Below are 23,896 nucleotides of genomic sequence, written 5' to 3'. Positions count from 1 at the left end.
CAAGAAACTTGTGACGTCGCGTAGTGTCATCCGCGCTGCCGTGTCGCCGATGATGCCGACAACGGTGCAGAGTCGTTTCCGGGACCGGGTAGCCTTTCTGACCATGACGAACGGTGTATCGACGCAAGCGGAGCTGCGCGCTTCCGGCACGGTCGGTGTCGCGATGGTGAGCCCCTTCACCCCGGAGGGGAAGCTCGATGTCGATACCGGGGTCGCCCTGGCGGCCCGCCTGGTCGATCGGGGGGTCGACCTGCTCATCGTCTCCGGTACCACCGGCGAGTCGCCGACCACGACCGAGTCGGAGAAGTTCGATCTGCTGCAGGCCGTGCTCGACGCGGTGGGCGACCGGGCCACCGTGGTGGCCGGCGCCGGCACCTACGACACCGCGCACAGTATCGAATTGGCCCGTGGCGCAGAGCGTGCCGGGGCGCACGGCCTGCTCGTGGTCACCCCGTACTACTCCCGGCCCTCCCAGGACGGGCTGGTCGCGCATTTCACCGCGATCGCCGACGCCACGGGCCTGCCGGTGACGCTCTACGACATTCCACCCCGCTCGGTGGTACCGATCATGCCGGACACGATCCGGCGGCTCGCGGAACATCCGCGGATCGTCGCGGTCAAGGACGCCAAGGGGGATCTGGCCGCCGGCGCCGAGTTGATCGCCGAGACTGGTCTGGCCTGGTACTCCGGTGACGACGTGCTGAATCTGCCGTGGCTGGCGGTCGGTGCGGTCGGATTCATCAGTGTCGTCGGACATCTGGTGCCGGAGCGGCTGGTGCAGTTGCGCGACGCCTATGCCGCCGGTGAGGTCGTACGCGCGCGGGAGATCAACGCCGGCATGCTGCCGTTGTCGCGCGCGATGACCCGTGTCGGTGGGGTCGCGCTGAGCAAGGCCGGTCTGCGCCTGATGGGTGTCGAGGTGGGTGAGCCGCGGCTGCCGCAACTGATGCCGAATCCCGAGCAGACCGCGGTGATCGCGGACGACCTGCGGCAGGCGGGGGTGCTTGCATGACCGATCCAGTGCGTCGCCCTCGTAGAACCGCCAGCCGCGCCGCCGGCGCCCCCGAACCCGCGCCGGAACCGCAGCAGCGGCAACCGGTCGCGCCGGAACCGGTCGCCGAACCCGCACCCGCCGCCGAGGTCGAGCAGCCCGCTCGCCGGCGCGCCGCCCGGACCGCCGCGCCCGCCGAATCCGGCGCCACGGCCGCGTCCGCCGCACGTACATCGGCACCCGCCGAACGCAATTCGTCCGCCGAACGCAATTCGGCACCGGCCGAACGTAATTCGGCCTCGGAACGCAATTCCGCGGCGTCCGAACGCACTTCGTCGTCCCGGCGTCCCGGCCGGGGCCGGCAGTCCGGTCGCGGCCGCTCGGAACAGGTTGTGCCGCAGGAGATCACACCCGACCCGCATCAGCGTGGCCTGCCCCCGAAGCTGCCCGCGCAGGGCCTGCGGGTGTTCGCACTCGGCGGTATCGGCGAGATCGGCCGCAACATGACCGTTTTCGAGTACGGCGGCAAACTGCTGATCATCGACTGCGGCGTGCTGTTCCCCGAGGACCAGCAGCCCGGCGTCGATCTGATCCTGCCCGACTTCCGGCCGATCGAGGACCGGATCGGCGATGTCGCCGCGGTGGTCCTCACCCACGGCCACGAGGACCACATCGGCGCGGTGCCGTTCCTGCTGCGCCTGCGGCCCGACATCCCCGTCGTGGGTTCCCGGTTCACCCTCGCGCTGGTGGCCGCGAAATGCCGGGAGCACCGGTTGCAGCCGAAGCTGGTCGAGGTCACCGAAGGGGAGCACACCACGCACGGCCCGTTCGGCTGTGAGTACTTCGCGGTGAACCACTCGATCCCGGACGCCATCGCGGTCGCGATCCGCACCCCGGCCGGGCTGGCCCTGCACACCGGCGACATCAAACTCGACCAGTTGCCGCTGGACGGCCGCCTCACCGACCTGGCCGGTTTCTCCCGGCTCGGCGACCAGGGCGTGGACCTGTTCCTGGTCGACTCCACCAATGCCGAGGTGCCGGGCTTCGTCACCCCCGAACGCGAGATCGGGCCGGTGCTCGACAACGTGATCGGCAAGGCCCGCGGCCGGGTCATCGTGGCCTCCTTCGCCAGTCATGTGCACCGCATCCAGCAGGTCGTGGACGTCGCGCAGCGCTACGACCGCCGGGTCTGCTTCGTCGGCCGGTCCATGGTCCGCAATATGCAGATCGCCCAGGACCTGGGCTATCTGGAGATCCCGAGCGGACTGGTCGTCGATCTGGATCAGGCGGCCACGCTGCCCGGACACAAACTGGTGCTGATCTCCACCGGATCCCAGGGCGAGCCGCTGTCGGCGCTGTCGCGGATGGCGCGCGGCGACCACCGCCAGATCAACATCCGCCCCGACGATCTGGTGGTGCTGGCCTCCTCGCTCATCCCGGGTAACGAGAACGCGGTGTTCGCGGTGGTCAACGGGCTGGCCCGGCTGGGCGCCTCGGTGGTCACCCAGCAGAACGCGAAGGTGCACGTCTCCGGTCACGCCTCCGCCGGCGAACTGCTGTACCTGTACAACGCGGTGCGGCCGACCAACGCGATGCCGGTGCACGGCGAGTGGCGGCATCTGCGCGCCAACGCGGCGCTGGCCGTCGCGACCGGCGTGCCGGAGGAGCGGGTGATGCTGGCCGAGGACGGCGTGGTGGTCGACCTGGTCGACGGCATCGCCTCGATCGTGGGCCGGTATCCGGTCGGCCAGGTGTACGTGGACGGCCTGTCGGTCGGCGACGTCGGCGAATCCACCCTGTCGGACCGGCTGGTCCTCGGCGAGGGTGGCTTCATCTCGATCACGGTGGCCGTCGACGAGACCACCGGTAAGGCGGTCAGCGACGCGGAGGTCTCCGGGCGCGGCTTCTCCGACGATCCGGAGGCGCTGGCCGGCGCGCTGGAACTGGTCGAGGTCGAACTGTTGCGGATGGCCACCGAGGGCATCACCGATACGCATCGCATCGCGCAGGGTGTGCGGCGTGCGGTGGGTCGCTGGGTGGCCGAGAAGTACCGGCGCAGGCCCATGATCGTGCCGACCGTGATCGGGGTCTGACCGCACCGGGACCGATCGGCAGGGGCTCGCGCCGGGGCCCGGCGTGGACTATGGTCGGGCGCATGAGTCTGGCGCAGCGGGAACGCCGAGCACTGGTCGACACCATGACGGCGGCGGGCCCGGAGGCCCCCACCCTGTGCGCCGGCTGGACCGTCCGGGATCTGGCCGCACATCTGGTGGTCCGGGAGCGCCGGCTCGACGCCGCTCCCGGCATCATGCTGAAACCCTTTGCCGGATACCTGGATTCGGTGCAGGGCAAGGCGGCGAAGCGGCCGTTCACCGATCTGCTCGAGCAGATCCGCACCGGCCCGCCGTGGTGGTCGCCGATGCGTCCGCTCGACTCGCTGGTCAACAGCACCGAGATGTTCGTCCACCACGAGGACGTCCGCCGCGGTGAATCCGGTTGGGAGCCGCGGGAACTGGACGACGCCGACGAGGCCGAGCTGTGGAAGACGTTGCAGCGCATGGGCCGGCTGGCCTACCGGAAGGCGCCGGTGGGCTTGGTGCTCGCCACGCCGGACGGCCGGCGGGTGGTCGCGCGCAAACCGGACGAGGGCACGGAACCGGTGGTGCTCACCGGCCGTCCCTCCGAACTGCTGCTGCACGCGTTCGGCCGCAGCGCCGTTCGGGTCGACGCCGACGGACCCGAGGCCGCGGTGCAGGCCGTACACGACTGCGACCGCAGCCTCTGAGCGTCAGTTCTTGCGCGCCAGCCCGGAGACGATCAGGCGCTCCCAGTCGGTGGGCTCCGGCCCGGTAGCGCCGTCCGGCCGCCACTGCACGCACGGGATCACCCCGGGCCCGGCCAGTTCCAGGCCCTCGAACATCGCCGCGATGGTCTCGCCGCTGCGCCAGCCGCCGCGGCCGAGCACCTTGCGCACCTGCTCCTGCACCAGCGCGGTCCGCCGATCGTCGCCGGACCGGAAACATGACACGTAGACGAAGCTGCCGGGGGCGATCACCTCGGTCCAGTACCGCACGAGGCCGACCGGATCGTCGTCCTCCTCGATGAATCCGAGTACCGCGCTCAACAGCACGCCGACCGGGCGGTCGAAGGTGATCAGCCGTTCGACCTCGGGATGTTTGCGGATCGCCGCCGGTTCGCGGACATCGGCCTGGAAGACCGCGACATCGTCGTCGACGGCCAGCATGGCCTGGCCGTGCGAGATCACGATCGGATCGTTGTCCACGTAGACGACCCGCGTCTCGGGTAGGTGCTGCCGGGCGATCTGGTGCACGTTCTCCTTGGCCGGCAGGCCGCAGCCGAGATCGATGATCTGATCCACTCCGGCGTGGGCGAGGGCTCGCACGGCGCGCTCGAGCGCGCGGCGATTGGATACGGCGATCTGTTCCGACCCCGCCAGGACCTGCTCGAAGTATCTGCCGAACTCTTCATCGATGACGTAGTGGTCACGACCGCCGAGCAGATAATCGTACGTTCTCGCGATGCTCGGCCGGGCCTGACCTGCTCGGACATCGTTGTCGTTCATATGTCCCATCAGGTGCAAGAGAATCTGTCGATTGAATATGCAAATTCTACGCGTGCGGTCCCGGCTGTCTCCGGGTTCCGAAACCTTGTCCGATTCGTCACGGCCCGGCGTGTGGCCCGGTGCGTCGCCGATGAGATATGTGGTGAGGGTGTTGCGGATGGTCTGGATGGGGCCGTTGCGGCTAGCCTGAGGGACATGGCAGGTAAGCCCCGCAGCAGCACGACCTCTCGCACCCGGGCGAGAGCCGGGCGGGAAGGGGCCACGGCGGCGGGGGCTGCCGGCTCGGCTCGCGGCCGTGGCAACGGCCGATCCCGCACCGCCACGCCACGTACCGCCACCCCGCGTACCCCCACCCCACGCACATCCGCGGCGCCGCGCCGCGCTCCGGCCCGCCGCCCGGCGCGGCGGAAAGCGTCGAATACCGCGCCACTGGCCGTATTCGGCAACGGCTGGAACATGATGGCCCGCGGGCTCGGCGCCACCACGCGCGCGCTGGGCCGCGGTGGTGAGATCGAACACGGTCACCGGCGCGACGGAATGGCCTTGGCGCTCATCGCCTTCAGCATCGTCATCGCGGCCGCGGTATGGCTGGGCGCGGGCGGCCCGGTCGGTCGCTGCGTCGACACGGCGGTGCGCTGGGTCGCCGGATCCGGTTCCGCCACGGTGCCTTTCGTCGCCGTCGTGATCGCCGTGATGCTCATGCGTACCGAGCCGCGCCCGGAGATCCGCCCCCGGCTGGTCCTGGGCAGTCTGCTCGTGGGCCTGCCGGTACTGGGTATCTGGCACATCCTCGCCGGCGCGCCGGCCGAGGAAGAGGGCCGCGAACATGCCGGTGGTTTCGTCGGATACGTGGCCGGCGGCCCGCTGCGCGAGGGGCTCACCTCCTGGCTGGCGGTGCCACTGTTGTTGCTGGCCATGGCCTTCGGTGTGCTGCTGCTCACCGGCACCACGGTCCGTGAGGTGCCGGAGCGGTTGCGGCGGTTGTGGTTCGGCGACTTCGGCGGCGCCGGTGACGATTACGACCCGTACGATCCGGAGAACCTCGACGCCGACGGCTTCCCGGTGCACGGAACGCCGACCCGCCGCCGCGGCCGTTCCCCGGCGGAGAACTATCCGGCCGACGAATTCGGCGACTCCGATTCGGCCACCGAGATTCTGGGCGAGCCGCCGCTGCGCGACGCGAAGGAGATCGGCGCCGAGACCACGCCGGCGGACCCTCCGCCGGAGGCGCCGGCCGAGGCGGCGGAGAAGCCCCGGTCCCGCGCCAAGCGGGCGCCGAAGGTGGTCGACCAGACCCCGCCACCGCCGGAACCGCAGCAGATGGAATTCGTCACCGAGCGCGAGGTCGACGGCGACTACCATCTCCCGCCGCTCACATTGCTGGTCGACGGCGATCCGCCCAAGAAGCGCAGTGCCGCCAACGAATCGATGATCGAGGCGATCACCGAGGTGCTGGTGCAGTTCAAGATCGACGCCGCGGTCACCGGATTCGTGCGCGGGCCGACGGTCACCCGCTACGAGGTCGAACTCGGGCCCGGCGTCAAGGTGGAGAAGATCACCGCGCTGGCCCGCAACATCGCGTATGCCGTTGCCACGGACAATGTCCGGCTGCTCGCGCCGATCCCGGGCAAGTCGGCGGTCGGTATCGAGGTGCCCAACGCCGACCGGGAACTGGTCCGTCTCGCCGATGTGCTCAAGGCTCCCTCCACCCGGAAGGACCAGCACCCCTTGATCATCGGCCTCGGCAAGAACATCGAGGGCGAATTCGTCTCCGCCAATCTGGCGAAGATGCCGCATCTGCTGGTGGCCGGTTCCACCGGTTCCGGTAAGTCGAGTTTCGTGAACTCGATGCTGGTGTCGCTGCTGCAGCGCGCGACGCCGGAAGAGGTGCGGATGATCCTCATCGACCCCAAGATGGTGGAACTCACACCGTACGAAGGCATTCCGCACCTGATCACCCCCATCATCACCCAGCCGAAGAAGGCCGCCGCGGCGCTGGCCTGGCTGGTGGAGGAGATGGAGCAGCGCTATCAGGACATGCAGGCCAGCAAGGTCCGGCACATCGACGATTTCAACCGGAAGGTGAAGTCGGGGGAGATCACCACCCCGCTCGGCAGCGAGCGCGTCTACCGCCCGTACCCCTATATCCTCGCCATCGTCGACGAGCTGGCCGATCTGATGATGACCGCGCCACGCGATGTCGAGGACGCGATCGTGCGCATCACCCAGAAGGCCCGCGCCGCCGGTATCCATCTGGTGCTGGCCACCCAGCGGCCGTCGGTCGACGTGGTCACCGGCCTGATCAAGACCAATGTGCCGTCCCGGCTGGCCTTCGCCACCTCGTCGCTGACCGACTCCCGCGTCATCCTCGACCAGCCCGGCGCCGAGAAACTGATCGGCATGGGCGACGCTCTGTTCCTGCCGATGGGCGCCTCCAAACCGACCCGGTTGCAGGGCGCGTTCATCTCCGACGAGGAGATCCACGGCGTCGTCGAGTTCACCAAGAACCAGGCGCAGCCGGACTATCAGGAGGGTGTCACCTCCGCGAAGGCCAGCGAGCAGAAGGAGATCGACCCGGACATCGGCGACGATCTCGATCTGTTCGTGCAGGCGGTCGAGCTGGTGGTGAGCTCGCAATTCGGCTCCACCTCCATGTTGCAGCGCAAACTGCGGGTGGGTTTCGCCAAGGCGGGCCGCTTGATGGACCTCATGGAGACCCGCGGAGTGGTCGGCCCCAGCGAGGGTTCCAAGGCGCGCGACGTGCTGGTCAAACCCGACGAACTGGACGGGTTGCTGTACTCGATCCGCGGGGGCGGTCCCGTCTCGGCGGATTCGGACGCGGACCACTAGGGTCGCGGTGTCGGTTCAGCGCGCCGCGTAGGCGCTGAGGAAGGTGTCGGCTGCCGCGTCGGCGATCGTTTTCAGCTCGGTGACCGGCACTTTCCGGGTGCCCAGGCGCGAGCGCGCCTCGAGCGGGCCGGTCAGCAGGGCGAGGAACTGCTCCGCGGCCAGCACCGGATCGCAGGCCCGCAGCCGTCCGGCCACCACCAGCCGCGCGAACCGGTCGGCCAGCGCCTCGGCGATCCGGCGCGAGGTGCGGTCCTGCACTGTATCGGCGAGATCCGGGAAGGTGGCCAGCTGCGCGTAGGTCAGGGCACGCAGCGACCGCGCTCGTTCGCTGTTGCAGATCCGCAGCATCCGGTGTGCCGAATCACGTAGTGCTGCTTCCGGATTCGGTCCGTGCTCGGATATCCGACCGACCGCGTCCAGACATTCCGCGCTGATCACGTCGGCCACCGCCGCCACGGCCTCGCGCAACAGGGTCTCCTTGTCGGTGAGGTGGTTGTAGACGGTGGGTTTGGCGACACCCGCCTGGTCGGCGATGTCCTGGACGCAGGCCTGCGCATAGCCCCGGCGCGCGAACACCGTGAAGGCCGCGTCGAGGATGGCGCGGCGCTTGTCTATCCGGCCCCGGCCGGTCGCAGCTCCCGTCACCCTCGAATGGTATCGCGGGTCAACTTACTTGAACTTACCGGTTCACTCTTGCGGATGGACCGATCAGAGCATTATTTTGAACTGGCAAGTTCAATCAAGGAGGTCGGCATGATCTTTCACCAGCTACGATTCAAATTCCGGGACGAAACGACCGAGGAGCAGCAGGAGGCCGTGCTGGCCCGGTTGCGGCGCACGGCGGCGGTGGAATCCGTCAGTTTCGCCACGGTCGGCCGCCGCATCGGCGAGAGTACGGACGGCCTCACCCACGGCTACTACGTCGGCATCGCGGATCTGGCGGCGCTGGAGCGGTACATGTACGACCCGGTGCACCTCGAGGGCGATCCGCACATCGTCCCGCACTTCGACACGCTGGTCATCGGCCCGGATGTCACCGACGACCCGGACCCGGACCTGGCCACGAAGATCATGGAGATCAATCAGCGCAAGCTGGAGAAGTTTCCGGAGTGGGCGGAGCTGATGGCGAGCGTCCCGGAGGTCCGCATCGCCCTGTGAGGCGGCCCAACGGTGCCGGAGGCGAGCGGCGCAAACGGTGCCGGAGCAGCGATAGGAACGGTGCCGGAGCTCAGCCGGTGTAGGACCAGCCGGTGATCACGTCCGCCTCGATCCGGATCACCGGTCCCTGCGGGGTATTGCCTTGGTACTGGGCATATTTGGTGACCAGCCAGTCGATCGGCGCGGCGCGGCCGGCCGGGTCGGTCAGCACGCCGGCTCGGCCGTCGAGCCGCACCCACCACAGCTGTGTCCAGTCCTCGTCGTACTCGTCGGCGAGGATCGAGGCCCGTCCGGTGGCCGCGATGTTCCGCAGCCGCCGCAGATTCGTGGTGGTCTTCGGCTTGTGATCCACCGCGATCACCACCGCCGGCGGCTCGGACGGCGGCGACACCGCGAAGGTCACCGGCACCACATGCGGTGCGCCGTCGGCGCCGACCGTGGCCAGCCGGGCCACCCGCGCCGCACGGAACCGGCGCCACGCTTCGGATTCGTCCAGCCGCACCGGTTCACGGTACCGCCGCGATACCCGGATCTCAGTCGGCGAACGCGCCGAACACCGGCTGCCACTGGGCGAACCGCACCGCGTCGATCACGCCCGCCCGGGAGAACGGATCCTGGGCCAGCACCTTCTCCAGCGCCTCGGCATCGTCGGCGCGGAACAGCAGCAGCGCGCCCGAGCCGTCGGTGTACGGCCCGGTGCTGAGGACCACGCCCGCGTCGACCCGACCGGACAACCAGTCCCGGTGCGCCGGGCGATGCTCGTCGCGGCCCGCGGCGGTGGCGTCGGTATAGGTGTAGTGGACGGCGAAGATCGGCACGGGAACTCCTCGGTGCTGGTAGCGGAATCGGGAACGAGAGCTGCGCGGGCGCAACCGGATCAGAGCGTCAGCAGCATCCGGGTATTCCCCAGTGTGTTGGGCTTCACATAACTGAGGTCGAGGAATTCCGCGACGCCGGTGTCGTAGGACCGGCACATCTCCGCGAACACCTCCGCGGTCACCGGGGTGCCGTCGATCTCGGCGAAGCCGTGCCGGGTGAAGAAGTCCACCTCGAAGGTGAGGACGAACAACCGTTGCAGCTGCAATTCCCGCGCGGTGTCGACCAGTTGCCGCACCACGAGATGTCCGACCCCGCGACCCTGCGCGTCCGGGTGCACCGCGACCGTGCGCACCTCACCCAGGTCGGCCCACAGCACGTGCAATGCGCCACAACCGACCACCCGGTCGTCCAGTTCGGCAACCCAGAATTCCTGTACCGACTCGTACAGTGTGACCAGATTCTTCTCCAGCAGGATCCGGCCCGCGTACAGGTCGATCAGGCCCTTGATCGCCGGAATGTCGGAGGCACGGGCACGTCGGACGACCGGGCGTCGAGTATCAACGTCACCGATCGAATCGCTGTGCGGTACCCGTGTTGTCATGGGGTGCACAGTAGTCGGCGGGCTTACCGATAGTCTGGTGGAGTGCCGTACATCTCGCCCTGCCGCTCGACCCCTGCTGTCAGGGTGCGCGGCCGGGCCGGGCCTGGTCGGGGGTGCCGGTGACGGTGCAGAGCGACGATATGGATCGCGTCTGGCTGGACGAGGCCACCCGGGCGCGCGCGAACGTGGTGCCCGTGACCGGTGAACCCGTCCGGGCGGTCGAACCGGCGGCGGTCCCGCTGCTGAACATCGCCAACATTCTCACCGTGCTGCGGATCGCGATCGTGCCGCTGTTCCTGGTGGCCCTGTTCGCCGGGGGCGGGCACGCGCCGATGTGGCGGATCGTCGCAACCGTGTTGTTCGGGGTGGCGGCGATCACCGATCGAATCGACGGGCAACTGGCCCGCAAATACGGCTTGGTGACCGATTTCGGCAAACTCGCCGACCCGATCGCGGACAAGGCGCTGATCGGCTCCGCGCTGATCGGCCTGTCCCTGCTCGGCGACCTCTCCTGGTGGCTGACCATCGTGATCTGCGCGCGGGAGGTCGGCATCACGCTGCTGCGCCTGGCGGTGGTCCGGCGCGGGGTGATCCCGGCCGGTCGGGGCGGGAAGTTGAAGACGCTGGTCCAGTCACTGGCGATCGGCGTACTGCTGCTGCCGCTGGCCGGCGCCTGGGCCACCGCGGGCCTGGTCCTCATGCTGGTCGCGGTGGTGCTGACGGTCGTCACCGGCCTGGACTACGTCGTTCAGGCGATCCGGCTGTGGTCCGCGCCGGTCCGGCCGCGGTCCTGACCGGATCCGCGGAGTCCTCGTGTCGTCACCAGGAATCGGCGGTGGCTCCGCCGGCGGCCCGGACCCGCTGACCGCCGCGGCGCCGGCCGCCGAGCTGGTCCGGGCGTTGCGGGAAGCGGGGTCGACCGTGGCGACGGCCGAATCGCTCACCGCGGGCCTGCTGGCGGCCACGATCGCCGGGGTCCCGGGCGCCAGCAACGTCCTGCGCGGCGGGCTCGTCGTCTACGCCACGGATCTGAAACACACCCTGGCCGGTGTGACGCCGCAGACGCTCGCCACCGACGGTCCGGTCGCCCCGGCGACCGCCGAGCAACTCGCCGTCGGCGCGCGCAATCTCTGCGGCGCCGACTGGGGCGTGGGCCTCACCGGGGTCGCCGGGCCCGATCCGCAGGACGGTCACGCGGTCGGCACGGTCTATCTGGGATTCGCCGGGCCGGAGGGTACCGAGGTGATCCGGTTGAAACTGTCGGGCGACCGGTGGACCATCAGAATGGAAACGGTTCGTGCGGCTGTCACCGAGTTGATCCGCACGCTCGGTTCGCGCTCACCCGAAGACGTGTGAATCAGCACCGGATGCGCGGGAACCAAGCGGGCGGCATGTGACGTTGTCACAGCAGAAGCTCGGTCCGGCGACAGAGAACGTGAGGAGAGCGACATGACGCTGCTGCGAGAGGCCATCGGGGATAGTTTGCGGCGCGCTCGGGTCGCCCAGGGACGGACTCTGCGAGAGGTGTCGACCGCCGCGCGGGTCAGCCTCGGATATCTGTCGGAGGTGGAGCGCGGCCGCAAGGAGGCCTCCAGCGAACTGCTGGCCGCCATCTGCCAGGCGCTGGACCTGCCGCTGTCGGAGGTGTTGTCCGACGTCAGCGCCAGTATGGCCGGGGCCGATGCGATCGACCGGGAGGCGGCCGCCGTACCGGTACCCGCCACCGACGCGGTGCCCGCCGAAGCCGCCACCGCCGCCGTGGGACACCTGGCCGCCGACACCCGGATCGTCATCCCGGCCCCCAAGGCGGAGCGGCTGGTCCTGGTGCAGGCCAAGTGACAACCAGCCGAATGCGACGTGATCGGTATCGACAAACCTGGGCGTGATCGCAGGAAGCAGTTAGATTTCTCTGTAAGCGTCGGTGACGGTCGGGTTTCTCCGCATCGGGCCCCGCGTGGTGGAGGATAGGGACATATACGGGTGCGTGATGGTCGCGCACTACAGTCGCGCGGGAAACGTGCGGCGCGTCAGATGGAGGCGGGATCAACCGATGGCTAATCCGTTCGTCAAGGCCTGGAAGTACCTCATGGCCCTCTTCGATTCGAAGATCGAGGAGCACGCGGATCCGAAGGTCCAGATTCAGCAGGCGATCGAGGAAGCTCAGCGTCAGCATCAGCTCCTGTCGCAGCAGGCGGCCTCGGTGATCGGCAACCAGCGGCAGCTGGAGATGAAGCTGAACCGCCAGCTCGACGAGGTCGAGAAGCTCAACGCCAACGCGCGCCAGGCCGTGCTGCTCGCCGACCAGGCCACCACCGCCGGCGACAGCGACAAGGCGATCCAGTACACCAACGCCGCCGAGGCGTTCGCCGCGCAGCTGGTCACCGCCGAGCAGGCCGTGGAGGATCTGAAGGTTCTGCACGACCAGTCGCTGCAGGCCGCCGCGCAGGCGAAGAAGGCCGTCGAGCAGAACGCCATGCTGTTGCAGCAGAAGGTCGCCGAGCGCACCAAGCTGCTGTCCCAGCTGGAGCAGGCGAAGATGCAGGAGCAGGTCTCGGCCTCGCTGCAGCGGATGGACTCCACCCTGTCCGCGCCGGGCACCACCCCGAGCCTGGACGCCGTGCGCGAGAAGATCGAGCGCCGCTACGCCAACGCGCTCGGCGCCGCCGAACTGGCACAGAACACGGTGCAGGGCCGCATGATGGAGGTGCAGCAGGCCAGCGTGCAGATGGCCGGCCACTCCCGCCTCGAGCAGATCCGCGCCTCCATGCGCGGCGACCAGCTGCCGGCCGGCGGAACCGCTGCCCCGCAGCCCATCCCGAACCCGGCCGCCGCACAGCTCGACAAGGGCCAGGCCGCCCAGCAGTAAACAGCTTGCTCGGAAGGACCATGTGATGGGGAGGCCGCCGGATCGAGGCGCCCGCTCGCCCGCCCGCCCGGGCAGGTGGACCTTCGGCGCCGCGCCGCCTCCCCCCACTGCCGCGAACGATCCCGCCGATCGCACCGCGGACAGGCCCGCACAATCCGCGGGCCGCGCTGCGTCCGGGCCGTTCGCGGATCGCGGAGGTACCGATCCCGGCCGTGCTACCGGTCGTGCCCACGCCGAGCCCGGAACAAGCCGCACTGCCGGAGCGACGCCCAAGGGTCGTGACGACGTGTCCGACGGCCACATCGGAGCGCGCGGGCCGGTACCGCCGGGTGCGCGTGCCGAGGCGGGCGACCCGATGCGCGGTGGTGCGCATCCGACCCCGCCGCGCTCGGCCGGTGCGCGGACTCGGACGAATTCGGCAGGTGGACGGGCAGATTCGACGGGCCGGCGGCCGAATGTCGGTGGTCCGGCCGATAATGCCGGAATGGCTGGAGCGAGTGGTGCCCGCGCCGGAGCCGGACGCGGTGCGGCCCGAGGACAGACGATGCCGGGTGTGGTGCGAGAGTTGTTGTCGCAGTCGGGGATCGAGGTGGAACGGGTCGAACGGGCCCGGCAGGCGTCCGAAACGGTCCGCGAGGTCGGCGAGCAGGCATTGCACGCCGTGCGTAAATGGGCCGACCCGCGCGAGCGGGAACTCCGGCGCCGCCGCCGTTTCCGGCGCCGCACCCTGCGCCTCGGTGCGGCCTCCGGCATCACCGCCCTCGGCACCGCCGGACTGGTGATCCTCTCGGCCCCGGCCTGGGCCGTCGTGGTGGTCGCGGGTGGCGCCGCCGCACTGGTCACCGGCGCGGCCGTCAGCACCCGCCGCTATCTGGCGTTGAAGCGAAACCCGTTGCCGCAGGCCGCCTTCGTGCCCGCGAAACTACCGCCGGTCCGATCCGCCGCACGCGCACCCATCTCCCGCCTGATCCGGGCCGAACGAGCCCTGCACACCCTCGGCACCCAGATCGCCCGGCACGGCCGCCTGCCCGCCGACGATCTGACCGACACCCTGGAGACCGCCGGTTCCGGCGCCGCCGCCCTGCACGCGCTCGCCGCCGACGTCACCGCCATGGAACAGGCGATCGGCCTTGTCGGACAGTCATATTCGACCCCCGACCTGACCACGCGAGTAGCGGTCGTGGTGGCCCGCCTCGACTCCGGCGTCGACGAATACGAACTCCTGGTAGCCGCCGCCGGCCGAATCCTGGCCGCCCCCCACGACCCCGCGATCCCCGACCACCTCGGCTGGGCCCTCACCGACCTCCGCGACGCCGCCGACCGCCTCGACGGCTGGGCCCACGCCCTCGCCGAACTCGCCGACCGGAACCGCCCGCCGATCCGCTGAGCCGACCCCCGGCATCCGCTGCCGGGCGAACGTGCCCGTCCCCGCCACGGTCCACCGCCCGGTTGCGGGTACCCGCTAGCGGTTGGCGTCGTAGGCCGTCCGGGCGGCCGCGACCGAATCGCGGTGGCGCACAGCCCAGCCCTTGAGGGTTTGCAAGGTCTCGTGCAGTTCCAGAGCCATATCGGTGAGGGTGTACTCCACTCGCGGTGGGACGGTCGGGTACACGGTGCGGATCAGCAGGCCGTCGCGTTCGAGTTGCCGCAGCTTCAGGGTGAGCATCCGGCGGCTGATCCCGGTGAGCGCGCGTTCCAGTTCCGCGAACCGGACCGGGCGCTGTGCGGCCGCCGCGATGATGCCGATGCTCCACTTCCCGGACACGTGGTCGAGGACCTCCGAGACCGGGCACGCCTGCCCTGCCAGGACTGCTACATCGATGTGACCGGGTGACACGAAAGTGCCTCCTTCCGTTGCGAGGACGCCGACACCACCATGATCCCGACAGCACATCGCCGCCGCACCGGAGGAACCCATGACCACGCCGACCGATCCCGCCGACCGGCTCGCGATCATCGATACCGTCGTCGCCTACGCCACCGCCGTGGACACCCGCGACTGGGAATCGTTCGCGCGCTTGTACACCGACGACGCGGTGTGGGAGTACCGGGCCGGTGGGGAGCGCCGGATCGGTCCCGAGGCCATCGTCGCGCGCGTGCGCAGCGTCGAGAAGTTCGATGCCACACAGCATTACGTCACCAACCACGTGGTGGGTGTCGCCGGTGACGAGGCGACCCACACCTGTTACTACCAGGCCCGGCACCTCAGCGGGGACAGGCAGTTCGTCTCCGGCGGCCGGTACCGGGATCGGCTGCGCCGCAACGGTTCCGGGTGGCTCATCGCGGAGCGGGTCCTGATCGGCGTGTGGTCGGAGGGTGACGTCTCGATCATGTCGGCGCCGGCCGCCTCACCGGCCGGGGAGTGACTGTTCGGTGTCGTCGTTGTTCAGCCGGATCAGCAGCCCGGCGAGGACGGTGAGGTCGTCCTCGGACCATCCCGAGAGTCGTTCGCGCAGCGTGCGATGCCGGTCGGCGCGGCAGGCGGACAGGCGGCGGCGGCCGTCGGGGGTGAGGTCCAGCAGATGGGCGCGGCCGTCCTCCGGATCCGGTTGGCGGGTCACCAGGCCCAGTTGTTCGAGGGCGGCGAGCTGGCGGCCCGCGGTGGCCTTGCCGATGTGGAAGTAGGCGGCCAGATCGCTGGGCCGACTGGGGCCGATCGCGTCCAGGCGCACCAGGAACGCGTAGGCGGCGGCCTCCAGGCCCGGATGCACCTTCTCCGCGGCCTCCCGCGCGACCCGGCGGACGCGGCGCAGCGCCACCAGCAACTGCTGCTCGATCTCGTCCACCGTGTCGCTCATCGCGTCCACATCCCGTGTCGTCATGATGCGTGGCCCTCCGGCGTCGCCCGTCAGGACGAGGCGATCGTATCCGCCGCGAGCGGCGCGGTGGGGGCGGATGCCGCGTGGGCCGAGGAACGCAGCGGCACCTCCTTGATGAGCAGCACCGCGATCAGCGTGATCAGGGCCAGCGGCGCGTCGATCAGGAAGATGTCGGCGATGCCGTGCCCGTAGGCGGCCTCCACGACCGCCCGGATCGGGCCCGGTAGGTCGGCGAGCTTCGGCAGGGTGTGCGAGGAGGCGGTGGCATGCGTGCCGAGGGCGGCCAGGCCGTTGTCGACGTATCCGGAGATCCGGGTCGCGAGGATGGCGCCGAGCGCGGCGACGCCGACCGCGCCGCCGAGTGAGCGCATGACCGAGACCAGGGCGCTCGCCGCGCCCATATCCTGGATCCGCACCTGATTCTGCACGGCGAGCACCAGATTCTGCATGGTCATACCGACCCCGGCCCCGAGCAGCACCATGTACAGCGCGAGCAGCCAATAGGGGGTGTCGCTGCGCGCGGTGCCCAGCAGCCCGACGCCGGCCAGGGTGGCGAGGCTGCCCACCACCAGGATCGGCTTCCACCGGCCGGTGCCGGTGATGATCCGGCCGCCGACGATCGCCATCAGCGCCAGGCCCAGCACCATCGGCAGGGTCTCCAGCCCGGCCGTGGTCGGCGACGCGCCCCGGGCGAGCTGGAAGTACTGGCTCAGGAAGGTGGTGCCGAGGTACATCGCGATGCCGACCAGCAGCGAGGCGACGACGGCGAGGGCGACCGTGCGGCTGCGCAGCAGGCGTACCGGCAGCACCGGCTCGCTCGCCCTGGACTCGACCACCACGAGCGCCGCCGTGAGTACCAGTGTCCCGCCGACCATCACGACGGTCTGCCAGGACAGCCACGCGTACTTGTCACCCGCGAACGAGACCCAGACCAGCAGCAGCGAGGTCGCGGCGGTCACCAGCGCGGTGCCGAACCAGTCGATCGTCACCGGCCGCTTCACGGTCGGCAGATGCATGGTCCGTTGCAGGACGACCATCGCGACCGCGGCGACCGGGATGCCGATGAAGAAGCACCAGCGCCAGCCCAGCCAGGAGGTGTCCACGATGGCGCCGCCGACGAGCGGGCCCACCACGGTGCCCAGCGCGTACACGCCGCCGTTGTAGCCGGAGTAGCGGCCGCGTTCGCGCGGCGACACCATCACCGCGAGCACGGTCTGGGTCAGGGCGGAGATACCGCCCGCGCCGATGCCCTGGATCGCCCGCGCGGCGATCAATTGCCCGACGCCGACGGACAATCCGGCGATCAGCGAGCCCACCATGAAGATCACCAGGCTGAGCTGGACCAGCAGTTTCTTGTCGACGAGGTCGGACAGTTTGCCCCAGATCGGCGTGGTGATCGTCATCGCCAGCAGCGTCGAGGTGATCACCCAGCTGTAGGCGGTCTGCCCGGCGTGCAGGTCGGCGATGATGCGCGGCAACGCGTTCGCGACGATCGTGGAGGACAGGATGGCGACGAACATGCCGGTCAGCAGGCCGGTGAGGGTCTCCATGATCTGGCGATGAGTCATCGGCGGCTGTGCGGGTGTCGTCCCGCCCTGCTCGCGATCGGTTTCCGACAGCTGGGTCACCGTATCCTCGCTTTCCGGCAGTTAGTTGCTCAGAGCTACTATATCAATCTAGTTGTGTAAGGCAACTAAATGCCCCGGTGCCGCCGGATCCGCCGGACCGTGTGCTGTGATCGAGTCATGAACGCGAACAGCGACATTCCCCGGGTCGTCACCGCCACCCGGGAGATCGCCGCCCCGGCGGCTCGCATCTTCGAACTCATCGCCGACCCGGCGCGGCAGCCCGAGTGGGACGGCAACGACAACCTGGCCCACGCGGCCGCCGGGCAGCGGGTGCGCGCCGCGGGCGCGGTCTTCGAGACCAGCCTCACGCAGGGATCCGTCCGCGAGAATCACGTGGTCGAATTCGAGGAGACCCGCCGGATCGCCTGGCGCCCTTCGGAACCGGGGCAGCGGCCGCCCGGCCATCTGTGGCGCTGGGAACTCGACCCGCAGGACGCCGGCCGGACCCGCGTGACCCACACCTACGACTGGACCGAACTGACCGACGAGAACCGGTTCGCCACCGCGCGCGCGACCACCGCCGAACGTCTGCACGCCTCCCTGGACCGCCTCGCGGACCTCGCCGAACAGGGCTGAGCGCCGGGGTGATTCGCCCGGATCCGGCGGTGCGGCCGCGATACGCTCGCACGTAACCGTCCCGCCGTCCGGGTCCACCCGCGCAGAGAGAGTGTGTTCGTGAGCGTTATCCCCGCCCTGGTCGAGGCCCTGTCCACCGGCCGCCTCGACATCCTCGACCTCACCGCCCCGCTGAGCCCCGAGACCCCGGTGCTGCAACTGCCGGAGCCGTTCGCCAACACGATCCCGCTGGCGTTGGAGAAGGTCAGCGATTTCGACGCGGCCGGTCCGTTCTGGAGCTGGAACAACATCCACACCGGCGAGCACACCGGCACCCACCTGGACGCGCCGGTGCACTGGGCGTCCGGGCGCGAGGGGCTCAGCGTGGACCGGATTCCGCCCGCCCGGCTGATCGGCCCGGCGGTGGTCGCGGACTTCACCGCACAGGCCGCCGCGGATGCCGACTTCCTGCTGGAACCGGCCCATCTGGACGCCTGGGTGGCCGAACACGGTCCGTTGCCCGCGGGCTGCTGGCTGCTGTTCCGCACCGGCTGGGGCAGCCGTTCGGCGGATCCGGTCGCCTTCGCGAACGCCGACGGGAACGGCCCGCACACCCCCGGCGTGTCCGCGGCCGGGGCGCAGTGGCTGGCCGCCTCGCCGATCACCGGTTTCGGCGTGGAGACCGTCGGCATCGATGCGGGACAGGCCGGCGGCCTCGAACCGCCGTTCCCGGTCCACTACCACCTGCTCGGCGCGGACAAGTACGGCCTGACCCAGTTGCAGAACCTGGATCGGCTGCCGGTCACCGGTGCGGTGCTGGTGGTGGCCCCGCTGCCGATCGTGGGCGGCACCGGCAGCCCCGCGCGCGTCTACGCACTCGTCGAGCGGGACTGACTCGCGGGATCAGGGTTCTCCCTGATTTCCCCGTGCACGGACCCGGAATTCGGCCCGCGACCGGTGCTTTTCCGGAATCCGCATGCCACTGTGGAGAGGTCGGGTCGTACGAAAGGCGATCTGCGAAACCTTCGGGAGGAAGTGTCATGTTCTGGAAGATCCTCGGCATCGTCGCACTGGTGTGGGTGGCGATGATCGTGATCGGCGCGCTGATCAAGGCGCTGTTCCCGATCCTCATGATCAGCGCGATCGTGTTCGGCCTGTACCTGCTCTACAAGGCGGTCTCGGGCTCGAACAAGGCGCCGGTCGACAAGCTCTGAGCCTCCGTCGGGCCGTCCGGGCCGGGTCCGGGCGGCCTGTTCGCGCGTCTGCTCAGTGCCGACCCGCGACCCGCGTCACGGTCGCGCGCCAGCTCTCGAGCGGGGCGACCGCGAGCCCGACCACCTTGCCCGCGTCGTCGGCGCGGCGCAGCGCGATCGCGGCCGCGAACTCCGGATCCGCCGCGAACGCGGCCCGTTCCGCCGCGCTCATCGCCCCACCCTGGGCGATCAGCGTCCGCCGGCTGGCGGGGGAGAGGTCGTGCCCCGGATCCGCGGCGGCCAGATACCGTTTGGCCGGGATGTGCAGTTCGACCAGCCGCGCGACCCGCGGGCCCAGCAACTGCCGCACCGCCTCGGCACCGTGCCGCCCGTGCCCGGCGTCGTCGCCCGGGACCAGCCGATGCCCGATATCGTGCACCAGCCCCGCGACCTGCAACTGCTCGTCGCCGGGATGGGCACGGCGCAGCAGTTCGGCGCACTGCCGGTCGTGATCGAGCAGATCCACCGGATCACCGCTGCGATCGGGCATATCCCAGGCGTCGGCGCAGTCGGCCAGCAGCCCCAGCAAGGCGTCCACGGAACGCAGCGGCACAACGATCGGCACGGCCGGCAGCCTAGTCCGCGAGACGAATCTGTGACGTCCCGCCCGCAGCGGATCCGAGGACGGGTATCAATGACGGTATGCGCCATCCCGCCCGCCCGATCATGAATGCGCTGACCTTCCAGCCGCAGCGGCGGATCACGCTGACCCCCGCACGCTACGGCCTGCCCCACGAGGATCTGACCCTCACCACCGGCGACGGCGCGCGCCTGCACGCCTGGTTCGTCCGCGCGACCACCGATACCCCGATCGGCCACATCCTCTACGCCCACGGCAACGGCGGCAACATCGGCGACCGGTCGCCGATCCTGGCCCTGCTGTCCGCCGCCGGTTTCGACGTGCTGACCTTCGACTACCGCGGTTACGGCCGCAGCACCGGCAGCCCCGGCGAACACGGCCTGTACCGCGACGCCCGCGCGGCCCGCGCCGCCCTGCTCGCCTACCCGCACCTCGACCCGGAACGGGTTCTGTACCTGGGCAAGTCGCTCGGCGGCGCGGTGGCCGTCGAACTCGCCACCGAATTCCCGCCCGCCGCAATGATTCTCATGTCGACCTTCACGACACTGCGCGAGGCCGCCCGGTCGATTTATCCCTTCCTGCCGAAGTCGTTGATCCCCAACGCCTTCCCGAGCCTCCAGCGGATCCGCGACATCCACGTGCCGACCCTGGTGATGCACGGCGACGCCGACGAACTGCTGCCGATCCGGATGGGCCGGGCCCTGTACGAGGCCGCGCCCGGCCCGAAGCAGTGGCGCGCCTACCCCGGCGGCCACCACAACGACCTGGTCCTGGACCCGTCCTGGGCCCCGACCGTGGCGGACTGGGCCCGCGCCACCCTGACCCCCGCCGACCGGTCCGCCCCGGCCCGCACCGACCGCACGCGGTAAATCCCTTTCGCCGCAGCCCGAATGGCAGCGATACAGGTCTCGGGTACCGGATGTTGCGAGTTCGAGTCCGCCGGGGGAACGCACCGCCGCTTCGGGCGAGTAACCCGCCGCCGTCCGGGTAGCACGTCAGTGTGGCGCACACACCGCGTCGCGATGTGCAGGATCGATCGAAGGAGGTTCGACATGGCCGATCCGAAGAATCCTGGTCAGTTCGGCAACCGGAGCGATACCGCGGAGCAGGCCCGCCGCGGGGGCCGGGCCAGCACGGGAAGTTTCGGTGGGCCGAATTCCGCCGATCCCCGTGAGGCCGGCCGCAAGGGCGCGGCTGCCCAGCCCACCGAAGCCAAGGCACGCGGCGGGCAGCGCAGCCACGGCGGCCGCTGAGCCACCGGCCACGCGCTCCGCGTGGTGATTCGAAGGGGCGGGCGAATTATCGCCCGGCCCTTCGTCATGTCGTACCGGACCGCGCATCGGGAAACTTCCGGCGGCTGGAAGGTTGCGTGAGGGAGGCGCGGTCGCGGTGTAAGGGCCGGATAGGGTTGCGGCAGCGTTCGCACCGGCCGGGGTCGTGCCGGGTGGCGTAGTGTCCATAGGTCGGCTCGGCAGTGGAGAAGCACAACTGATGCATAGCGATATCCAGTCGCCGCCGCGCGGGTGGCGGCGAATCACGGTGCAGGGCTGGTTTGTGCTGGTGGTGGGGTTGATGGCGTTACTGGTCATCATCGGTACCGGGGTGGGTGCGGGGTTGCTCGCGCATACCGCGAAGGTGTCGGATCAGCTGGTGCAGCAGATCCAACCGGCGCGGACCGAGTCGTACCGGATGCAGGCGGCGCTGATCGATCAGGAGACCGGGGTGCGCGGTTACACGATGGTCGCCGACCGGCAGTTCCTGGAACCGTACGAGCAGGGCCGGCGGGACGAGGCCGCGGCGGCGGCGCGCCTGCGGCGGCTGCTGGCAGGCCGGTCGGAGCTGGTCACCGATCTGGATGTCGCGCAGTCCGCCGCGGCGGCCTGGCAGCGCGACTACGCCGAGCCGGTGGTCGCCGGCGTCACGCCGGGTACACCCCGTGGCCTGAACCGGGCCAACACCGATACCGGCAAGGTCGCGTTCGACCGGCTGCGCGCGACCTGGTCGGCCCTCGACGACGACCTCGCCGGGGCGGCCGCGCGCGGGCACAGCGAACTGTCGCGGGTGCGGATGGTGCGCGATGTGGTGCTGAGCGCGCTGGTGGGGGTGTTCCTGTTGGCCGGGCTGGCGCTGGTGATTCTGGTGCGGGTGCTGGTGACCCGGCCGATGTCGGGGCTGCAGGCCGCCTCGCGGCGCGTGGCCGACGGTGATTACGAGTACGAGATTCCCGTGCGCGGGCCCGCGGATCTGTCCGCGGTCGCGCAGGACGTGGAGAACATGCGGCGGCGGATCGTTGCGGCACTGGAGGATTCGCGGCGGCAGGGCGAGGAGCTGGCCCGTCAGGCCCGGGAGCTCGACGCCCGCACGATCGAATTGCAGCGGTCCAACAACGAACTCGAACAGTTCGCCTACGTCGCGTCCCACGATCTGCAGGAGCCGCTGCGCAAGGTCGCCTCGTTCTGCCAGATGCTGGAGAAACGCTACAGCGAGGTGATCGACGACCGCGGCCGCCAATACATCCACTACGCGGTCGACGGCGCCAAACGTATGCAGACCCTCATCAACGACCTGCTCGCGTTCTCCCGGGTCGGTCGCGTCCACGACGCCCGCGAGCCCGTCGCGTTGTCACCGGTGCTCGATGCGGCCGTGGGCAATCTCGCCGCCGCGATCGAGGAGTCCGGCGCCCGCATCGACCATCCCGCGGATCTGCCGCAGGTGATCGGGGATCGCGTACTGCTGGGCATGCTGTGGCAGAACCTGCTGGGCAACGCGATCAAATTCCACCGCCCCGATCTCGCCCCGGTGGTCACCGTCACCGCCGCCCGGATCTCCGCCGCGGAACCGGACCGGCCCGAGATGTGGCGATTCGAGGTCACCGACAACGGGATCGGCATCGCCCCCGAATTCGCGGAGAAGGTCTTCGTGATCTTCCAGCGCCTGCACACCCGCGACACCTATACGGGTACCGGTGTCGGACTTGCCCTGTGCCGCAAGATCGTCGAACAACACGGTGGCGAGATCCACGTCGACACCGGCTACACCGGCGACGGTACCCGTATCGTATTCACCCTGCCGGCCACGGAAATCGGCGAAACCGGCGATCCTGCCACCGATTCCGGCGAACCCGCCGCGGCCCCCGAAGGAGCAGTCCAGTGACCGATCCCGCCACCGCCATCACGATCCTGCTGGTGGAGGACGACCCCGCGGACGTACTCATCACCCGGGAAGCGTTCGAGGACAACAAGATCCAGAACCGATTATATGTGGCCCGGGACGGCGCCGAGGCGCTGGACTTCCTCTATCGGCGCGGCGCCCACATCACCGTTCCCACCCCGGACCTGATCCTGCTGGATCTGAACCTGCCCAAATACGACGGCCGGGAAGTGTTGCAGCGCATCAAATCCGATCCGGAACTCGCCTCGATCCCCATCGTGGTGCTCACCACCTCGGCGCTCGAGGAGGACATCCTCCGCTCGTATCAGCTGCGTGCCAACGCCTACGTCACCAAGCCCGTCGACCTGACCCAGTTCCTCGCCGCCGTCCGGCAGATCGACAATTTCTTCCTGCGCATCGTGCGCCTGCCACCGTCCCCGGTGGCCCACGTCAACCCCTGACGGGCCGGTGCCGAGCCCGAGCGTGGCGACACGCCGGGTACCGGCGACTCGCGACTATTCGGGAGTCGTGGCCTCGGTGAAATGCGCTGTGACGTGCGGCTTTCGGTAGAGCGGCAACCGCCCGCCACGGAAGTTCCGTGGCGGGCGGTCGGCCGGGTCTACCATGAGCAACGACTCTCGGGATGGCTCGAATGAGGGTCGTTATCCGGTCGGTGGCCTGCTGACGGGCCGCCGGCCGGGCTCATTTCCCCGGCCCATGGCGCTTACAGCCCGATCAGCGCGAGCAGCGTCGCCAGCAGCGTGCCGAGGAATCCGAGGATCATTGTCTTCACCCCCTCCCGCATTCGATGGAGATCTCACAGTGACATCGATGACGCTATGTCGCTGCAAATCAATAAAACAATAGTTACCCGCGCCGCGTCACAGAATTCTGGATATTTACTGACAAATTGCTGTACGCTCCTTTGGGTGGGGTGGAAACCAAACTGGACATTCAGGGAATTCGGACGGATCAGTCCGGTGGGTACGACACGCCGACCCGTTTCTGTAAAGCCATTTCACCTGCTCTGGAACAGTGCTGCA

The 23,896-nt window shown here is 69.5% G+C and carries 27 protein-coding genes; 18 read left to right on the top strand and 9 right to left on the bottom strand.

The window, feature by feature from the left end; all coding sequences use genetic code 11:
- Positions 1-103: 103 nt before the first annotated feature.
- The 3 genes from dapA (at position 104) to G361_RS0124745 (ending at position 3,776) form a co-directional block, all read left to right on the top strand.
- Positions 104-1,012 carry a 4-hydroxy-tetrahydrodipicolinate synthase gene (gene dapA / locus G361_RS0124755; protein WP_019929804.1) on the top strand — a complete coding sequence of 303 codons (909 nt, stop codon included), beginning with the start codon at positions 104-106 and terminating at the stop codon, positions 1,010-1,012.
- Positions 1,009-3,084: a ribonuclease J gene (locus tag G361_RS0124750; RefSeq protein ID WP_026343456.1), complete on the top strand. Its 2,076-nt coding sequence runs from the start codon at positions 1,009-1,011 to the stop codon at positions 3,082-3,084. Before dapA ends, G361_RS0124750 begins: the two co-directional genes overlap by 4 nt.
- Positions 3,085-3,146: 62 nt before the next feature.
- Positions 3,147-3,776, top strand: a complete 630-nt coding sequence (locus G361_RS0124745) for a TIGR03085 family metal-binding protein (RefSeq protein WP_026343455.1) — start codon at positions 3,147-3,149, stop codon at positions 3,774-3,776.
- 3 nt (positions 3,777-3,779) lie between these two features.
- Here the strand turns inward: G361_RS0124745 and G361_RS0124740 are convergent, their stop codons facing one another.
- Complete coding sequence (locus tag G361_RS0124740; RefSeq protein WP_019929801.1) at positions 3,780-4,574, bottom strand: SAM-dependent methyltransferase; 795 nt, start codon at positions 4,572-4,574, stop codon at positions 3,780-3,782.
- 195 nt (positions 4,575-4,769) lie between these two features.
- Here G361_RS0124740 and G361_RS0124735 point away from each other — a divergent pair, with 195 nt between their 5' ends.
- On the top strand, positions 4,770-7,424 hold the full coding sequence (locus G361_RS0124735; RefSeq protein ID WP_081635564.1) for a DNA translocase FtsK: 2,655 nt from the start codon (positions 4,770-4,772) through the stop codon (positions 7,422-7,424).
- A 15-nt stretch (positions 7,425-7,439) separates the two neighbouring features.
- On the opposite strand, the gene G361_RS0124730 is transcribed toward G361_RS0124735, so the two are convergent.
- Complete coding sequence (locus G361_RS0124730; RefSeq protein WP_019929799.1) at positions 7,440-8,069, bottom strand: TetR/AcrR family transcriptional regulator; 630 nt, start codon at positions 8,067-8,069, stop codon at positions 7,440-7,442.
- Between the two features lie 108 nt (positions 8,070-8,177).
- Between G361_RS0124730 and G361_RS0124725 the strand changes: the two genes are divergently transcribed.
- Entirely contained in the window at positions 8,178-8,582 is a 405-nt protein-coding gene (locus G361_RS0124725) for a Dabb family protein (protein ID WP_019929798.1), read from the top strand.
- Positions 8,583-8,652: 70 nt separating this feature from the next.
- Here G361_RS0124725 and G361_RS0124720 read toward each other — a convergent pair whose 3' ends face one another.
- Genes G361_RS0124720 through G361_RS0124710 form a run of 3 tightly spaced genes read right to left on the bottom strand, consistent with a single transcriptional unit; the run spans position 8,653 to position 10,002 of the window.
- Positions 8,653-9,084, bottom strand: coding sequence for a TIGR03668 family PPOX class F420-dependent oxidoreductase (locus G361_RS0124720; protein ID WP_019929797.1), 432 nt, complete (start codon positions 9,082-9,084; stop codon positions 8,653-8,655).
- Between the two features lie 31 nt (positions 9,085-9,115).
- Positions 9,116-9,400 carry a YciI family protein gene (locus tag G361_RS0124715; RefSeq protein WP_019929796.1) on the bottom strand — a complete coding sequence of 95 codons (285 nt, stop codon included), beginning with the start codon at positions 9,398-9,400 and terminating at the stop codon, positions 9,116-9,118.
- A 59-nt stretch (positions 9,401-9,459) separates the two neighbouring features.
- The gene (locus tag G361_RS0124710) at positions 9,460-10,002 is read right to left on the bottom strand and encodes an amino-acid N-acetyltransferase (RefSeq protein ID WP_019929795.1); all 543 of its coding nucleotides are present in this window, start codon (positions 10,000-10,002) and stop codon (positions 9,460-9,462) included.
- 140 nt (positions 10,003-10,142) lie between these two features.
- Between G361_RS0124710 and pgsA the strand changes: the two genes are divergently transcribed.
- The 5 genes from pgsA to G361_RS0124685 all read left to right on the top strand — a co-directional run bounded on the left by pgsA (position 10,143) and on the right by G361_RS0124685 (position 14,255).
- Positions 10,143-10,796 (top strand): CDP-diacylglycerol--glycerol-3-phosphate 3-phosphatidyltransferase, encoded by a 654-nt coding sequence (gene pgsA / locus G361_RS0124705; protein ID WP_081635658.1) that lies wholly within the window; start codon positions 10,143-10,145, stop codon positions 10,794-10,796.
- A 19-nt stretch (positions 10,797-10,815) separates the two neighbouring features.
- Complete coding sequence (locus G361_RS0124700; RefSeq protein WP_019929793.1) at positions 10,816-11,358, top strand: CinA family protein; 543 nt, start codon at positions 10,816-10,818, stop codon at positions 11,356-11,358.
- A 93-nt stretch (positions 11,359-11,451) separates the two neighbouring features.
- The gene (locus tag G361_RS0124695; RefSeq protein WP_026343451.1) at positions 11,452-11,841 is read left to right on the top strand and encodes a helix-turn-helix domain-containing protein; all 390 of its coding nucleotides are present in this window, start codon (positions 11,452-11,454) and stop codon (positions 11,839-11,841) included.
- 211 nt (positions 11,842-12,052) lie between these two features.
- A complete protein-coding gene (locus G361_RS0124690) occupies positions 12,053-12,868 on the top strand; it encodes a PspA/IM30 family protein (RefSeq protein WP_026343450.1) in 816 nt (271 codons plus the stop codon).
- A gap of 484 nt (positions 12,869-13,352) precedes the next feature.
- Positions 13,353-14,255, top strand: coding sequence for a phage shock envelope stress response protein PspM (locus tag G361_RS0124685; RefSeq protein ID WP_231387092.1), 903 nt, complete (start codon positions 13,353-13,355; stop codon positions 14,253-14,255).
- 75 nt (positions 14,256-14,330) lie between these two features.
- Here the strand turns inward: G361_RS0124685 and G361_RS0124680 are convergent, their stop codons facing one another.
- Positions 14,331-14,705: a helix-turn-helix domain-containing protein gene (locus G361_RS0124680; protein WP_063711899.1), complete on the bottom strand. Its 375-nt coding sequence runs from the start codon at positions 14,703-14,705 to the stop codon at positions 14,331-14,333.
- A gap of 79 nt (positions 14,706-14,784) precedes the next feature.
- On the opposite strand from G361_RS0124680, the gene G361_RS0124675 reads away from it, so the two are divergent.
- The gene (locus tag G361_RS0124675) at positions 14,785-15,234 is read left to right on the top strand and encodes a nuclear transport factor 2 family protein (RefSeq protein WP_019929788.1); all 450 of its coding nucleotides are present in this window, start codon (positions 14,785-14,787) and stop codon (positions 15,232-15,234) included.
- On the opposite strand, the gene G361_RS0124670 is transcribed toward G361_RS0124675, so the two are convergent.
- On the bottom strand, positions 15,217-15,690 hold the full coding sequence (locus G361_RS0124670; protein WP_196814631.1) for a MarR family winged helix-turn-helix transcriptional regulator: 474 nt from the start codon (positions 15,688-15,690) through the stop codon (positions 15,217-15,219). The genes G361_RS0124675 and G361_RS0124670 overlap by 18 nt on opposite strands.
- Before the next feature lie 26 nt (positions 15,691-15,716).
- Positions 15,717-17,315, bottom strand: coding sequence for an MDR family MFS transporter (locus G361_RS0124665; RefSeq protein ID WP_019929786.1), 1,599 nt, complete (start codon positions 17,313-17,315; stop codon positions 15,717-15,719).
- A 117-nt stretch (positions 17,316-17,432) separates the two neighbouring features.
- Between G361_RS0124665 and G361_RS0124660 the strand changes: the two genes are divergently transcribed.
- The 3 genes from G361_RS0124660 (at position 17,433) to G361_RS50510 (ending at position 19,084) form a co-directional block, all read left to right on the top strand.
- Positions 17,433-17,891 carry an SRPBCC family protein gene (locus tag G361_RS0124660; RefSeq protein ID WP_019929785.1) on the top strand — a complete coding sequence of 153 codons (459 nt, stop codon included), beginning with the start codon at positions 17,433-17,435 and terminating at the stop codon, positions 17,889-17,891.
- 93 nt (positions 17,892-17,984) lie between these two features.
- Positions 17,985-18,764, top strand: a complete 780-nt coding sequence (locus G361_RS0124655; protein WP_019929784.1) for a cyclase family protein — start codon at positions 17,985-17,987, stop codon at positions 18,762-18,764.
- Between the two features lie 146 nt (positions 18,765-18,910).
- Positions 18,911-19,084 (top strand): hypothetical protein, encoded by a 174-nt coding sequence (locus G361_RS50510; protein ID WP_019929783.1) that lies wholly within the window; start codon positions 18,911-18,913, stop codon positions 19,082-19,084.
- 52 nt (positions 19,085-19,136) lie between these two features.
- Here G361_RS50510 and G361_RS0124645 read toward each other — a convergent pair whose 3' ends face one another.
- Complete coding sequence (locus G361_RS0124645; RefSeq protein WP_019929782.1) at positions 19,137-19,688, bottom strand: HD domain-containing protein; 552 nt, start codon at positions 19,686-19,688, stop codon at positions 19,137-19,139.
- Positions 19,689-19,765: 77 nt separating this feature from the next.
- Between G361_RS0124645 and G361_RS0124640 the strand changes: the two genes are divergently transcribed.
- The 4 genes from G361_RS0124640 to G361_RS0124625 all read left to right on the top strand — a co-directional run bounded on the left by G361_RS0124640 (position 19,766) and on the right by G361_RS0124625 (position 23,314).
- Positions 19,766-20,572, top strand: a complete 807-nt coding sequence (locus tag G361_RS0124640; protein WP_019929781.1) for an alpha/beta hydrolase — start codon at positions 19,766-19,768, stop codon at positions 20,570-20,572.
- A 183-nt stretch (positions 20,573-20,755) separates the two neighbouring features.
- Positions 20,756-20,956 carry a hypothetical protein gene (locus G361_RS0124635; RefSeq protein WP_019929780.1) on the top strand — a complete coding sequence of 67 codons (201 nt, stop codon included), beginning with the start codon at positions 20,756-20,758 and terminating at the stop codon, positions 20,954-20,956.
- A 238-nt stretch (positions 20,957-21,194) separates the two neighbouring features.
- Complete coding sequence (locus G361_RS0124630; protein WP_019929779.1) at positions 21,195-22,856, top strand: CHASE3 domain-containing protein; 1,662 nt, start codon at positions 21,195-21,197, stop codon at positions 22,854-22,856.
- Positions 22,853-23,314, top strand: coding sequence for a response regulator (locus G361_RS0124625; protein ID WP_019929778.1), 462 nt, complete (start codon positions 22,853-22,855; stop codon positions 23,312-23,314). The genes G361_RS0124630 and G361_RS0124625 overlap by 4 nt, the downstream gene beginning before the upstream one ends.
- Positions 23,315-23,896: the final 582 nt, after the last annotated feature.

Source organism: Nocardia sp. BMG111209 (assembly GCF_000381925.1).
Classification (GTDB): Bacteria; Actinomycetota; Actinomycetes; order Mycobacteriales; family Mycobacteriaceae; genus Nocardia.
Note: the sequence above shows the minus strand (reverse complement) of the source record. Positions and strands in the feature narration are given on the sequence as shown.

Coding starts and splice junctions, on each gene's coding strand:
- dapA (WP_019929804.1), top strand. CDS start 104: ATGACGAACGGTGTATCGACGCAAGCGGAGCTGCGCGCTTCCGGCACG.
- G361_RS0124750 (WP_026343456.1), top strand. CDS start 1,009: ATGACCGATCCAGTGCGTCGCCCTCGTAGAACCGCCAGCCGCGCCGCC.
- G361_RS0124745 (WP_026343455.1), top strand. CDS start 3,147: ATGAGTCTGGCGCAGCGGGAACGCCGAGCACTGGTCGACACCATGACG.
- G361_RS0124740 (WP_019929801.1), bottom strand. CDS start 4,574: ATGAACGACAACGATGTCCGAGCAGGTCAGGCCCGGCCGAGCATCGCG.
- G361_RS0124735 (WP_081635564.1), top strand. CDS start 4,770: ATGGCAGGTAAGCCCCGCAGCAGCACGACCTCTCGCACCCGGGCGAGA.
- G361_RS0124725 (WP_019929798.1), top strand. CDS start 8,178: ATGATCTTTCACCAGCTACGATTCAAATTCCGGGACGAAACGACCGAG.
- G361_RS0124710 (WP_019929795.1), bottom strand. CDS start 10,002: ATGACAACACGGGTACCGCACAGCGATTCGATCGGTGACGTTGATACT.
- pgsA (WP_081635658.1), top strand. CDS start 10,143: ATGGATCGCGTCTGGCTGGACGAGGCCACCCGGGCGCGCGCGAACGTG.
- G361_RS0124695 (WP_026343451.1), top strand. CDS start 11,452: ATGACGCTGCTGCGAGAGGCCATCGGGGATAGTTTGCGGCGCGCTCGG.
- G361_RS0124690 (WP_026343450.1), top strand. CDS start 12,053: ATGGCTAATCCGTTCGTCAAGGCCTGGAAGTACCTCATGGCCCTCTTC.
- G361_RS0124685 (WP_231387092.1), top strand. CDS start 13,353: ATGGCTGGAGCGAGTGGTGCCCGCGCCGGAGCCGGACGCGGTGCGGCC.
- G361_RS0124675 (WP_019929788.1), top strand. CDS start 14,785: ATGACCACGCCGACCGATCCCGCCGACCGGCTCGCGATCATCGATACC.
- G361_RS0124670 (WP_196814631.1), bottom strand. CDS start 15,690: ATGACGACACGGGATGTGGACGCGATGAGCGACACGGTGGACGAGATC.
- G361_RS0124660 (WP_019929785.1), top strand. CDS start 17,433: ATGAACGCGAACAGCGACATTCCCCGGGTCGTCACCGCCACCCGGGAG.
- G361_RS50510 (WP_019929783.1), top strand. CDS start 18,911: ATGTTCTGGAAGATCCTCGGCATCGTCGCACTGGTGTGGGTGGCGATG.
- G361_RS0124640 (WP_019929781.1), top strand. CDS start 19,766: ATGCGCCATCCCGCCCGCCCGATCATGAATGCGCTGACCTTCCAGCCG.
- G361_RS0124635 (WP_019929780.1), top strand. CDS start 20,756: ATGGCCGATCCGAAGAATCCTGGTCAGTTCGGCAACCGGAGCGATACC.
- G361_RS0124630 (WP_019929779.1), top strand. CDS start 21,195: ATGCATAGCGATATCCAGTCGCCGCCGCGCGGGTGGCGGCGAATCACG.